This is a genomic window from Streptomyces sclerotialus (genome assembly GCF_040907265.1).
Lineage (GTDB): Bacteria > Actinomycetota > Actinomycetes > Streptomycetales > Streptomycetaceae > Streptomyces > Streptomyces sclerotialus.
In genome coordinates this window covers 5,337,957-5,350,007 of sequence record NZ_JBFOHP010000002.1, presented here as the reverse complement: position 1 = coordinate 5,350,007, position 12,051 = coordinate 5,337,957, and the positions used below count along the sequence as shown (strand labels likewise).

Here is a 12,051-nt window from a genome sequence, read left to right as displayed (position 1 = left end):
CCATTGATCGTGCCATGCCCCTCCGACAGTTAAGGTCGCTGGCGGACCATGGAGAGGATGTAGGGAATGCTGCGGCTGGGGAATCGCGAGTTCGGTGCGCACGAGCCGGTGATCATGGCGATCGTGAACCGGACGCCGGACTCCTTCTACGACCAGGGCGCCACGTTCCGGGACGAGCCGGCGCTGGCGCGCGTGGAGCAGGCGGTCGCGGAGGGCGCGGCGATCATCGACATCGGCGGGGTCAAGGCCGGTCCGGGTGAGGAGGTCACCGCCGAGGAGGAGGCGCGGCGCACGGTCGGCTTCGTCGCCGAGGTCCGCAGGCGCCACCCGGACGTGGTGATCAGCGTGGACACCTGGCGGCACGAGGTCGGCGAGGCGGTCTGCGAGGCCGGTGCCGACCTGCTCAACGACGCCTGGGGCGGGGTGGACCCGAAGCTCGCCGAGGTCGCGGCGCGGTACGGCGCGGGCCTGGTGTGCACGCACGCGGGCGGCGTCGAACCGCGTACCCGGCCGCACCGGACCACGTACGAGGACGTGATGGCCGACATCCTGGACGTCACGCTCGGGCTCGCGGAGCGCGCCGTGGAGCTGGGCGTACGGCGGGACGGGATCATGATCGACCCGGGACACGACTTCGGGAAGAACACCCGGCACAGCCTGGAGGCCACCCGCCGGCTCGGCGAGATGACGGACACGGGATGGCCGGTGCTGGTCTCCCTGTCCAACAAGGACTTCGTGGGCGAGACGCTGGACAAGCCGGTCAAGGAGCGGGTGCTGGGCACCCTGGCCACGACCGCGGTCTCGGCGTGGCTGGGCGCGCAGGTCTACCGCGTCCACGAGGTCGCCGAGACCCGGCAGGTGCTGGACATGGTCGCCTCCATCGCCGGGCACCGGCCCCCGGCGGTGGCCCGCCGCGGCCTGGCCTGAGCCGGGCCGGGCGGCCCCCGGTCCTTCGGGGGCCGCGCCGCGCCTCACCGGGAGGGCCCCGGCCCCACTTCCTTCGTGACCAGCGCGACCGCCTCGTCCACGTCGTCGCTGAGGTGGAAGAGGTCCAGGTCGCGGGTGGAGGCCTTGCCCTGGGCGATGAGGGTGTCGCGCAGCCAGCCCACCAGGCCGCCCCAGTACTCCGTGCCGAAGAGCACGATGGGGAAGCGCGTGACCTTGCGGGTCTGGACGAGGGTGAGCGCCTCGAAGAGCTCGTCGAGGGTGCCGAGGCCGCCGGGCAGGACCACGAAGCCGCGGGCGTACTTCACGAAACACGTCTTGCGCACGAAGAAGTACCGGAAGTCCACGCCGAGGTTGACGTACTCGTTCATGCCCTGTTCGAAGGGCAGCTCGATGCCGAGCCCGACAGATGTGCCGCCCGCCTCGTGCGCGCCCTTGTTGGCGGCCTCCATGGCGCCGGGGCCGCCGCCGGTGATGACCGAGAAGCCGGCCTCCACGAGGGCCCGCCCCAGTCCGACGCCCGCTTCGTACTCGGGCGAGTCGCGGGGCGTGCGGGCCGAGCCGAAGACGCTGATCGCCGGGCCCAGTTCGGCCAGCGCGCCGAAGCCCTCGACGAACTCCGACTGGATGCGCATCACGCGCCAGGGGTCGGTGTGCACCCACTCGGAGGGGCCCTCGGAGTCCAGCAGCCGCTGGTCGGTGGTCCCTGCTCGCACCTGGTCACGGCGGCGCAGTACCGGGCCGAGTCGCTGCTGATCGCGCTCGGCTGCCATGGTCTCGCGCTCGGCTGCCTCAGGATCGGCCATGGTGTGCTCCCTCCGCAGGGTCCCCCGCCAGGGCGGAAGACAGATCGTTGCCGGTAAAGCGTATGTGCACAAAGGTGACGAGCAGCGGAATTCGGTCTGACAGCGGCCCCGGCCGCCGCGCAGCGCTCCGGTGAACCCCTTACCCGCGCAGGCCACCCGAGGTCACCGGAACCCCGGTCACCACATTTCCGATGCCCGCCGGATCGCGGTTCAGGCCTCCAGCCAGGCGCGCAGCCGCTCCTCGCACCGGATCACGTCGGCGGCGACGACGTGCTCGTCCCGCTTGTGCGCGAGCAGGGCGTCGCCCGGGCCGTAGTTGACCGCCGGGACGCCGAGCGCGGAGAAGCGGGAGACGTCGGTCCAGCCGAACTTGGGCATCGGCGTGCCGCCGACGGCCTCGATGAAGGCCTTGGCCGCGGGGTGCGAGAGGCCGGGCAGCGCCGCGGTGGAGTGGTCGTCGACCGTCCACTCGACGATGTCGCAGCCGGCGAAGACCTCGCGTACGTGGGCGAGGGCTTCGTCACCGCTGCGGTCGGGCGCGTACCGGAAGTTGACGGTGACCGTGCACTCGTCCGGGATGACGTTGCCCGCGACGCCGCCCTCGATGCGCACGGCGTTCAGGCCCTCGCGGTACTCCAGGCCGTCGATGACGGCGCGGCGCGGCTCGTACGCGGCCAGCCGCTCCAGGATCGGGGCCGCGGCGTGGATGGCGTTGGACCCCATCCAGCTGCGCGCGGAGTGCGCCCGCTCGCCCGCGGTGCGCAGCACGACCCGCAGGGTGCCCTGGCAGCCGCCCTCGACCTGGTTGCCCGACGGCTCCAGCAGGACGGCGAAGTCGCCCGCCAGCCAGTCGGGGTGCTGTTCGGCGATGCGCTTCAGACCGTTGTACTCGGCAGCGATCTCCTCGGCCTCGTAGAAGACGAAGGTGAGGTCGCGGTTGGGCGCGGGGACCGTGGCGGCGATGCGCAGTTGCACGGCGACGCCGGACTTCATGTCGGAGGTGCCGCAGCCCCACAGGACGCCGTTCTCGTCGAGCCGGGAGGGCACGTTGTCCGCGATCGGCACGGTGTCGAGGTGGCCGGCGAGGACGACCCGCTCGGCGCGGCCGAGGTGCGTGCGCGCGACGAGGGTGTCGCCGTCGCGGTCCACGGTCAGGTGCGGCAGCGCGCGCAGGGCGGTCTCGACGGCGTCCGCGAGGGCTTTCTCGTCCCGGCTGACGGACGGGACGTCCACCAGCGCCGCGGTGAGCTGTGCGGCGTCGAGCGACAGGTCGAGTACGGGAGTCTGCGCGGGGCTGTCCATGGTCCCGACCCTACCGTTCGCCGGTTGCCCCGCTGTTGCACGTTGCTGTCCGTTCCCCGAGGTCCGGCGGGGCCTGCCCGCGCCCTCCAGTACCGTATGGCGCGTGCTTCGCCGTCCCCAGCGTGCCCCCGTCCGCCGCAAGCGCCTCATACGCGCGCTCGTGGCCTTCGTCGTGCTCCTCGGACTCGCGGCCTACCTGGCCGTGCAGTACGTGACCGGCGGCCCCGGCGCCCCGCGCTGCACCGTGCAGCCCGAGGGCGGCGGCGAGCCGTACGAGCTGTCCCCGGAGCAGGCGGCGAACGCCGCGACGATCTCGGCGGTGGGCCTCTCGCGCGGGCTGCCCGAGCGGGCGGTGACGATCGCGCTGGCGACGGCCATGCAGGAGTCGGGGCTGCGCAACATCGAGTACGGGGACCGGGACTCGGTCGGCCTCTTCCAGCAGCGGCCTTCCCAGGACTGGGGAACGGCCGAGGAGATCATGGACCCGGTCTACGCGGCCGGGGAGTTCTACAAGCACCTGGCGCAGATCCCCGGGTACTCCCGGCTGCCGCTGACCGTCGCGGCCCAGCGGGTGCAGCGCAGCGGGTACCCGCAGGCGTACGCCAAGCACGAGGCGAACGCGACGGTGCTGACCGGTGCGCTGACGGGGCGCGCGCCGGCGGCGCTGAGCTGCGCGGAGAGCCGGCCCGCCGAGAACGCGCCGGGCGGCACGGCGCAGGTGCGCGAGAAGCTGGTGCGGGAGTTCGGGCCGGAGGTGCTGCCGCGGACCACGGTGGCCGCGCGCGCGGCCGGCCGGACGCTCACGGTGCCGGTGACGGCCGGTGCGGCCGGGACGGCGCGGCAGCGCGGCTGGCAGCTGGCGGCCTGGGCGGTGGCCCACGCGTCGGAGTTGCGCATCGAACGCATCTCTTACGGTGATCGCCGGTGGACCGCCGAGGAATCCGGGAAGGGCTGGCAGCAGTTGCCCGGCGATTCCCGTGGGATTACGCCGACAGATGTTCGGATCACCACCGCGCAATAGTCCGGGTATTCCCTCGGCAGTGGGAATGACGTCAATCCAGGACGACAATTCCCGCGGCATTCCTCACCCCTGCCCAGAACCGCGAAGGACCTTGCGGCACAAGGGGAGTGACGTTCTTTCACCTGCTCCGGACGTACGAATTTCACCCCATTTCATCCGAAACAGATAATGTGATGCGTTACCAATTCTTTACCGGGGCGCACCGCAACCTTCGGGGCTCTTGCGCGGTATTCACTGCGTCCGCCCGGCAGTCGACTGCCGCCGCCCGGCGGGCACCGCACGTCCGCACAGAAGAAACAAGTCCCTCTCCGTCAAAGGAGCACCATGTCCCTCCCCCTCACGCGTCGGATCGCCCGGGCCGCGCTGCTGGTCGCAGCGGGCGCAGCTCCCGTGGTCGGCGCCGCCGGCTCCGCGAGCGCCGTTGACCTGCCCAAGGCCGCCGACCTGGGTGGACTGACCAAGGTGGACCCGTCGAGCGTCACCGAGACCGCCGGCAACGCCCTGGAGAACACCAGCGCGGTGGCCGGCCCGGTCGCCGGCGAGGCCGTGAAGGAAACCGTCCCGGAGGCCGGCCGCACCGGCAACGAGACGCTGCAAGAGCTCGCCCCCACCGCCAAGAAGACCACCGGTCACGTCACGGGTGACACCAAGGACGCCGTCGGCGACACCACCCGTGCGCTGCCCACCGAGGGACTCACCAAGGACCTGCCGCTGGCCAAGGAGCTGCCCGCCGACAAGCTGCTCGCGGGGCTGCCCGTGGCCAAGGGCCTGTCGGGCTCGGGCGTGCTGGGCGGCTGACGCCCCCGCCGGACATCCGAAGGGCCCCGGGAGCACCGCTCCCGGGGCCCTTCGGCCGTGCCCGGCAACTCGGTCGGCGCCCGGTAACCGGTCGGCGCCCGGAGCCTCAGTCGGCGAGCCGGCTGACCGCCGCGGCCACGCGCTCGTCGGTGGCCGTGAAGGCGACCCGTACGAACCGCTCCCCCGCCGGGCCGTAGAAGTCGCCCGGCGCGACGAGGATGCCGCGCTTGGAGAGGTCGCCCACGGTGTCCCAGCAGGGCTCGTCGCGGGTCGCCCAGAGGTACAGCGACGCCTCGCTGTGCTCGATACGGAAGCCCGCCGCCTCGAAGGCGGTGCGCAGCGCGGCGCGGCGGCGCGCGTAGCGCTCCCGCTGCTCGGCGACGTGCGCGTCGTCGCCCAGCGCCGCGATGGTGGCGGCCTGGACCGGCGCGGGGATCATCATGCCGCCGTGCTTGCGGATCTGCAGGAGCTCGCCGAGCACCGCGGCGTCGCCCGCGATGAAGGCCGCGCGGTAGCCCGCGAGGTTGGAGCGCTTGGACAGCGAGTGGACGGCGACGATGCCGTCGTACGAACCGCCGTTGACCTCCGGGTGCAGCACGGAGGCCGGGTCGGCCTCCCAGCCCAGCTCCAGGTAGCACTCGTCGCTGAACACCAGGATGCCGTGCTCACGGGCCCAGGCGACCGTGCGGCGCAGGTCCTCGGCGCTCAGCACCCGCCCGGTGGGGTTGGAGGGGGAGTTCAGCCAGAGCAGCTTCAGGCCCGCCGGGTCCAGCTCCCACGGGGTGTCGTACACGACCGGTTCGGCACCCGCCAGCCGCGCGCCGACCTCGTACGTCGGGTACGCCAGGCGCGGGTAGGCGACCTTGTCGCCCGCGCCGAGGCCGAGCTGGGTCGGCAGCCAGGCCACCAGCTCCTTGGAGCCGACGACCGGCAGCACGTGCGCGTGTGTGAGCCCCGTGGCGCCGAGCCGGCGGCCCGCCCAGCCGGTGAGCGCGTCGCGCAGCGCCGGCGTGCCCCACACGGTCGGATAGCCCGGGCTGTCCGACGCGTCGGCGAGCGCCTTCTGGATCAGCGGCGGCACCGGGTCGACCGGGGTCCCCACGGACAGGTCCACGATGCCGTCGGCGTGCGCGGCGGCCGTCGCCTTGTAGGGCTCCAGCCGGTCCCAGGGGAAAACGGGGAGGCGTGCGGATACTGCGCCCACGTTGCTCTTCTTTCGTACGTGTCGGGAAACGCCTCGGTCCCGTACGGCGGAGAAGGCCGTACGGGACCGGAGCGGCGCTGCGGCCTGCCGTTACTGGTTCTGCGGCGGCAGGGCGGCGATGAAGGGGTGGTCCTTCTCGATCAGGCCCAGCTTCGACGCACCACCGGGCGAACCGAGCTCGTCGAAGAACTCGACGTTCGCCTTGTAGTAGTCCTTCCACTCCTCAGGGGTGTCATCCTCGTAGAAGATGGCCTCGACCGGGCAGACCGGCTCACAGGCGCCACAGTCGACACATTCGTCCGGGTGGATGTACAAGGACCGGGAGCCCTCGTAGATGCAGTCGACCGGGCACTCCTCGATGCACGCCTTGTCCTTGACGTCGACACAAGGCTGCGCGATGACGTAGGTCACGCTGTCGTTCCTCCTCGTTAGGGCCGGCGGACCGTCTGTTTGGGCGGCCGCCTCAGGGCGCGCGGGAGCGCGGCGTCGTCGATGCCCGCACCTAGTATCTCCGGTCCCGGGCACGAGACGAACAAGAGGGGCGGGCACAGCTGTGGAATTCACCACGGGCGGACGACTGGAGGTCGCCATCACCCCTGCTGACGTGGGGAAAAGGGTATCGGTCCGCAGGCTGACCGGGCCGGGCGAGTCCACGGAGCGATTCACTGACACGGTCGGTGTTCTCACATCGTGGGACGATGGTGTGCTGAGCATCACACGACGGACCGGTGAGGAGGTGCGGATCATGGCGAGCTCGCTGGTCGCGGGCAAGGTGATCCCGGCCGCACCGGCCCGCCGCAGAGGTCCCGCGACGAGCGCCAGGGAGCTGACGGAGGTGGCCGCGCGCGGCTGGCCGGCCGTCGAGACGGAGCGGCTCGGGGAGTGGACGCTCCGCGCGGCCGCCGGATTCACCCGGCGGGCCAACTCGGCGTTGCCGCTCGGCGACCCCGGCGTTCCCCTGGACGCCGCCCTGGAGCGCGTCCGCGCCTGGTACGCGGCGCGCGGCCTGCCCCCGTACGTCGTCGTGTCCACCGGCGCGGCCGGCAGCGACGAGCTGCTCGCCGCCGAGCTGGAGCGGCGCGGCTGGACGGCCGAGGCGCACACGGCCGTCCGTGTGGGAGCGCTGGCCCCGCTGGCCGACACCGGCGCGGACACCGGCCGGGTGCGACTGTCCCGGGACCCGGACGGCGGCTGGACCTCGGTCTACAACCGGAGCGCGGACGCCCCGCCCGAGGCGGTCAAGGTGCTGGCCGGCGGGCCCTCGGTGTGGTTCGCGACGGTGCCGGGCGAGGCGGGGCCCGCCGCCATCGGACGGATGGTGGTCGACGGCCGCTGGGCGGGCTTCGCGGCCCTGGAGGTCGCCCCGGACCACCGCCGCCAGGGGCTGGCCACGCTGGTGATGGCCGCGCTCGCCGAGCGGGCCCTGGAGGAGGGCGCCTCGGCGGCGTACCTCCAGGTCGAGGCGGACAACGAGGGGGCCGGGGCGCTGTACGACGGCCTCGGGTTCACCGATCACCACCACTACCACTACCGGCGCGCTCCCCAGGGCGGCACCCGCTGAACGGGTACGGACCAGACATGCACCCCGACCCCGATTCCGGCCGCGCCGCCCGGCGGCGGCAGTTCGCCGAGGCCGCCCGCGAGGAACGCCCCGACCTCACGCTGCTGTGCCTGCTGCTGGCCGCCGAGGCCGACCCGGAGCTGGACGAGCACGGCATCGACGCCGCCCAGGTCGAGCTGGACCGGCTGGCCGGCCTGCTGCCGTTCCGCCCGGCGCCCGCCCACGGCGCCGCCGGTACGGACAGCGGCGCGCGTGCCTGGGCCCGCAGCGTCGCCGGGCTGCTCGGCACCCGCTGCGGCTTCCACGGACTGCCCGCCGACTACCAGCGGCTGGAGTCCTCGCTGCTGCACGAGGTGCTGCGGCGCCGCCGCGGGCTGCCGATCCTGCTGTCGGTGGTGTGGACGGAGGTCGCGCGGCGGGCCGGTGCCCCGGTGTACGGCGTGGCGCTGCCGGGGCACTACGTCGTCGGGTTCGGCGACCCGTACGGTGCGCACGTCCTGGTGGACCCGTTCGACGGCGGGCGCATCCTGACCGACGAGGACGCCCGGGTGCTGGTCGCGGGGGCTACCGGGGAGCCGCTGACGCCGCAGATGCTGGCGCCCGCCGACCCGCTGGAGACGGTCCTGCGCATCCTGAACAACATCCGGGCCTGGGCGACGGCCCGGCCCGAGCGCAGCGACGTACGGCTGTGGGCGGTGGAGCTGTCGCTGCTGCTGCCCAGCCATCCGGCGCGGCTGCGCCACGAGCACGCCAAGGTGCTGGTGGAGCGAGGCGACTTCCTGCGTGGTGCCGCGGAGCTGGAGGAGTACGCGACGGTGCTGGCGGCCGTGGACCCGGGGGCCGCCGAAACGGTCCGCCAGCAGGCCGCGGCGGCCCGCGCGATGCTCAACTGACGGGGCGGGGCCGGCCCGGGGAGACGCCCGGGTCCGCCGGCGCGCGGTCCCCGGCGTGGCTCCCCGCCGGCAGCTCCGTCGCGGGCCGCAGCGGGGCGCTGTCCGGACCGCGCCGGACGATCAGTGCGGTCGCGTCGTCCTTCAGCTCGCCGCCGGTGAAGTCCGTCAGGTCGGCGCGGAGGGCCGCGGCCAGCTCGGCCGGTGCCAGCCCGGTCCAGCCCGCCAGCCGCTCGCCCAGCGGGTAGAACGTGCCGTCCCGGCGCCGGGCCTCGGTCACGCCGTCGGTGCAGAGCACGGCCCAGTCCCCGTCCAGCGGCCACGCGTCGAAGGCGCGGCGCCGCTCGCCGGTCAGCTCGCCCAGGCCCAGCGGCAGCCACTGCGCCTCGTTCCGCTCGGTGACGCGGTCGCCGCGGACGACGTAGTACGGGATGTGGCCGCAGGACAGCGAGCGGCCGTGGCCGTCGGGGCCGATCTCGATGAGCAGCGCGGTCACGAAGCGCTCCGTGCCGCCCTGTGCGACGGCCCGCGCGTTGTGGCGCTCGAGGGAGGCCTCCATGCGCGCCGCGACGCCCTCCAGCGTCGCTTCGTAGTGCGCGGCCTCCCGGAAGGACGCCAGCGCCTCGTGTCCGGCGCCGATCGCGGGCATGCCCTTGCCCTGGACGTCGCCGATCACCAGGCGGACGCCGTACGGCGTCTCGACCGCTTCGTAGATGTCGCCGCCGACGCGGGCGCCTTCGAGCGCCGAGACGTAGAAGCCGGCCACGGCGTACGGACCGGCGCGCAGCGGCAGCTCGTGCAGCATGGCCCGCTGGACCTCGTCGGCGACCAGCCGGGTGCGGTCGAACGCGTCGTCGCGCCGCCGCCGGTTGTGGCACAGCAGCAGGGCGAAGGCGGCGACCACCAGCGTGCCGAAGAGCCCCACGAGTGAGCCGGACACCGTCCAGTCGGAGAAGTTCACGGAGTAGACGACCGCGCCGGCGACGACGAAGGAGGCCGTCACCACGGCGGTCCAGCGCGCCGAGCAGCGCAGCGCCGCGAACATGGGCGCGACCCCGGCGAAGGAGATGAGGCGCACGTCGGGGCCGGTGATCACATCGGCCACCGCGATCAGCACGACCACGGCGCTCAGCAGCAGCGCTCGCCGGCGGCCGGAGTCCTGCAGTCGCGTGAAAGGCATAGCACTTCCAGCATGCGCACAGGCACCGCCGTCCTGCAGGGGGCGAAGGTCCCGTGCCCGCTGGCACGTACGGATGCGGGAAGCCCCGGCGGGCGGTGCCGCCGGGGCTTCCTCACGCCTGGTCCGGCGCTGGTCAGCTCGGGTTCGTCGGGATGGTGACGACCCGCTGCTCGGGGGTGGTGCCGCGCAGCGCCTGGCTGACGGCGCCCGCGACCTCCTCGACGCTGACCGGCTTCTTGGCGCCGTTACCCTTGGTGACCATGACGCCCTTGAAGGTCTCGCCGTACAGGGCCTTGAGGGCCGGCCGGTCGTAGTACTCCACCAGCTTGCCGTCGACGGGCCTCATGGACAGGAACTTCGGGATGGACTTCTCGGGGCTGAAGGACACCGTGTGCTGCGCGTCCGTCTGCACCGTGATCAGCCCGGACATCGCCGGCCTGGCGAACTCCTTCAGCGCACGGTTCACCTCGGCGTCCGGGACCGTCGGCTGCTGCATGCGGGTCTTGAGGGCGACGGGCTGCCCGGCACCGCCCGCGAGCCGGTCCTCGTACGCCTTGGTGACCATCCGCTTGGCGGCCGCGACGTCGATCGACTTGTACGGCTTGCCGTAGTGCGGGACGGCCTTGCCGGCGGTGAAGTCTATGCCGCCGTCCTTGGCCGCGCCCTGCTCGCCGGCCACCGACTTCAGCGCGATGTCCAGCTTCTCGTCGTCCACGACCATCCGGGGCTCGGCCGTGCGGGCGCCGCCGAACAGCGAGCCGATGACCGAGACCGGGTTGTAGTCGCGGCCCGCGGCGCCCCGGACGGTCTCCTGGGTGTCGATGTCCAGGCCCGCCTTGGCGGGCAGCAGGGTCTGCGGCTGCCCGTCGACGGTCAGCTTCAGCGGCGCGGTCCTGGTGTCCTTCAGGGCCGCGTCGAGCTTCTCGACGGCCTGCTCCTTCGTCGTACCGCCGATGTCCACACCGAGCGCGGTGGTGCCGCCGGGCACGTCGGAGTGGTCCAGCAGCAGCCCGGCGCCGTAGGCGACGCCCGCGAGCACGACGATGCCGCCGAGCACGAGCACGAACTTGTTCCGCCCCTTCTTGGGCGGATTGATCGGCTCGGGGATCTTCGCGCGCGGCGTGGACTTCGGCGCGGCGGTCGCGTCCGCCGCTTCGGGCTCCGCCGGGCGGGCCGCGTTCTGCGGGGCGGGCCGCCACGGCGCGGGCCCGTCGGCGGAGACCGCCGGGATGCCGCTGACGAGGGTGTCGCTGGAGGTGCGGTCGTCCGTACCGGCGACCGGGCCCACGGCGCCGGCCGGCGGGGCCGGCGGCTGCGGGGTCAGCTCCGCCGTGTCGTCCCTGAGGGGCGGCGGGGTGGCGCCGCCGGTCAGCGCGCCGCCGTACAGCGGGTCGCCGGGCTGCTCCGCACCGGGCCGTTCGCCGGTGAGGCCGGCCGGCGGCAGCGTCTCGCCCGCCGCCGGCGCCTCCAGGCCGGAGCGCGGCCGGGGCGCGCCGCCGGGGCCACCGGCCGGCGGGAAGGACAGGTCGCCGGTGGCCGGGCCGGTCGTCGGACCCGACGGGCCGGGCGTGCCGGGCGTACCGCCGCCGGGGCCCGCGGGACCGCCGCCGCCGGGCGCGGCGGGGCCGTCGGAGAAGTACGGCAGGACGGAGTCCTGACCCGGCTGGGCCGGGCCGCCGCCGGGACCAGGGCGCCGGCCGGCGCCGGGCCCCTGTCCGGCACCGAGGCCCTGCCCGGCACCGGGGGCCGGGACGCCGCCGGGCGGGGTGCCGCCCGGGGCCGCCGCCTGGCCGCCCGTGGGGCGCTTGGGCTTGCGCGGCGCGAACCAGTCGCTCGTACCGGACGAGGCCGCGGGCTCCTTCTTCTCCTCGGGCGCGCTGCCCTCGGACGCGGCGGGCGCCGCCTGCGGCCGGGGCCGCGGCGTGCTGCCGGTGCGCTCGGCGGTCCGGTCGGCGCCGCCACGGCCACCGGCCGGTCCGTCGGCGCCGTTCGCCGCGGCGTCCTCGCCGACCGGCTTGCGGACCACGACCGGCGGGATCGGCCGCGACCCCGGAATGTTGATCTTGATACGCGTGGTCAGCGTGGTCTCGGTCTTGGGCTCCTCCGGCCGCGCCACCGCCTCGTCGGCGTCGCCCTGGCGGGTTCCGTACGGCGGGGTCCCCGAGGGGTAGGCGGCAGCGCCGCGCCCCTGGGGCCCGGAGGACGAACTGTCAGATTCACGACTCAAAGCAGGATCTCCCGGTTGGCTCCGCCGCTCGTCATCAACGTGCTTGGGCGGCTCGGCGGCGCGCACCACCATACTGTCCGGCGCGCGCGGGTATCCGGGGTGCGGAGGAACGCTCCC

The 12,051-nt window shown here is 73.9% G+C and carries 11 protein-coding genes; 5 read left to right on the top strand and 6 right to left on the bottom strand.

The features are described from left to right. Positions 1-66 precede the first annotated feature (66 nt). Positions 67-927, top strand: coding sequence for a dihydropteroate synthase (gene folP / locus AAC944_RS23785; protein ID WP_030619589.1), 861 nt, complete (start codon positions 67-69; stop codon positions 925-927). A 44-nt stretch (positions 928-971) separates the two neighbouring features. On the opposite strand, the gene AAC944_RS23780 is transcribed toward folP, so the two are convergent. Further along, positions 972-1,751, bottom strand: coding sequence for an LOG family protein (locus tag AAC944_RS23780; protein WP_030619592.1), 780 nt, complete (start codon positions 1,749-1,751; stop codon positions 972-974). Between the two features lie 210 nt (positions 1,752-1,961). Next, positions 1,962-3,053 carry a succinyl-diaminopimelate desuccinylase gene (gene dapE, locus AAC944_RS23775; protein WP_030619594.1) on the bottom strand — a complete coding sequence of 364 codons (1,092 nt, stop codon included), beginning with the start codon at positions 3,051-3,053 and terminating at the stop codon, positions 1,962-1,964. A 103-nt stretch (positions 3,054-3,156) separates the two neighbouring features. Here dapE and AAC944_RS23770 point away from each other — a divergent pair, with 103 nt between their 5' ends. After that, a complete protein-coding gene (locus AAC944_RS23770) occupies positions 3,157-4,074 on the top strand; it encodes a VldE C-terminal domain-containing protein (RefSeq protein WP_030619597.1) in 918 nt (305 codons plus the stop codon). A gap of 324 nt (positions 4,075-4,398) precedes the next feature. Continuing rightward, complete coding sequence (locus tag AAC944_RS23765; RefSeq protein ID WP_030619600.1) at positions 4,399-4,872, top strand: hypothetical protein; 474 nt, start codon at positions 4,399-4,401, stop codon at positions 4,870-4,872. A gap of 106 nt (positions 4,873-4,978) precedes the next feature. Here the strand turns inward: AAC944_RS23765 and dapC are convergent, their stop codons facing one another. Both dapC and fdxA read right to left on the bottom strand, forming a co-directional pair. Beyond that, positions 4,979-6,076, bottom strand: a complete 1,098-nt coding sequence (gene dapC, locus AAC944_RS23760; RefSeq protein ID WP_030619603.1) for a succinyldiaminopimelate transaminase — start codon at positions 6,074-6,076, stop codon at positions 4,979-4,981. A 90-nt stretch (positions 6,077-6,166) separates the two neighbouring features. Continuing rightward, entirely contained in the window at positions 6,167-6,487 is a 321-nt protein-coding gene (gene fdxA / locus AAC944_RS23755; RefSeq protein ID WP_030264070.1) for a ferredoxin, read from the bottom strand. Positions 6,488-6,629: 142 nt separating this feature from the next. Between fdxA and AAC944_RS23750 the strand changes: the two genes are divergently transcribed. Continuing rightward, positions 6,630-7,637 (top strand): GNAT family N-acetyltransferase, encoded by a 1,008-nt coding sequence (locus tag AAC944_RS23750; RefSeq protein WP_030619606.1) that lies wholly within the window; start codon positions 6,630-6,632, stop codon positions 7,635-7,637. A 17-nt stretch (positions 7,638-7,654) separates the two neighbouring features. Next, positions 7,655-8,530 carry a transglutaminase-like and tetratricopeptide repeat-containing protein gene (locus tag AAC944_RS23745; RefSeq protein ID WP_030619611.1) on the top strand — a complete coding sequence of 292 codons (876 nt, stop codon included), beginning with the start codon at positions 7,655-7,657 and terminating at the stop codon, positions 8,528-8,530. Here the strand turns inward: AAC944_RS23745 and AAC944_RS23740 are convergent. Together AAC944_RS23740 and AAC944_RS23735 are read right to left on the bottom strand one after the other, a co-directional pair. Beyond that, positions 8,523-9,707: a PP2C family protein-serine/threonine phosphatase gene (locus AAC944_RS23740; RefSeq protein WP_063759991.1), complete on the bottom strand. Its 1,185-nt coding sequence runs from the start codon at positions 9,705-9,707 to the stop codon at positions 8,523-8,525. The genes AAC944_RS23745 and AAC944_RS23740 overlap by 8 nt on opposite strands. A gap of 133 nt (positions 9,708-9,840) precedes the next feature. Next, on the bottom strand, positions 9,841-11,934 hold the full coding sequence (locus AAC944_RS23735; RefSeq protein WP_030619616.1) for a hypothetical protein: 2,094 nt from the start codon (positions 11,932-11,934) through the stop codon (positions 9,841-9,843). Between the last annotated feature and the right edge of the window lie 117 nt (positions 11,935-12,051).

Excerpts from the sequence above, each read along its gene's own strand:
- AAC944_RS23745 (WP_030619611.1), top strand. The coding sequence starts at position 7,655 with ATGCACCCCGACCCCGATTCCGGCCGCGCCGCCCGGCGGCGGCAGTTC.
- dapE (WP_030619594.1), bottom strand. The coding sequence starts at position 3,053 with ATGGACAGCCCCGCGCAGACTCCCGTACTCGACCTGTCGCTCGACGCC.
- AAC944_RS23765 (WP_030619600.1), top strand. The coding sequence starts at position 4,399 with ATGTCCCTCCCCCTCACGCGTCGGATCGCCCGGGCCGCGCTGCTGGTC.
- folP (WP_030619589.1), top strand. The coding sequence starts at position 67 with ATGCTGCGGCTGGGGAATCGCGAGTTCGGTGCGCACGAGCCGGTGATC.
- AAC944_RS23780 (WP_030619592.1), bottom strand. The coding sequence starts at position 1,751 with ATGGCCGATCCTGAGGCAGCCGAGCGCGAGACCATGGCAGCCGAGCGC.
- AAC944_RS23740 (WP_063759991.1), bottom strand. The coding sequence starts at position 9,707 with ATGCCTTTCACGCGACTGCAGGACTCCGGCCGCCGGCGAGCGCTGCTG.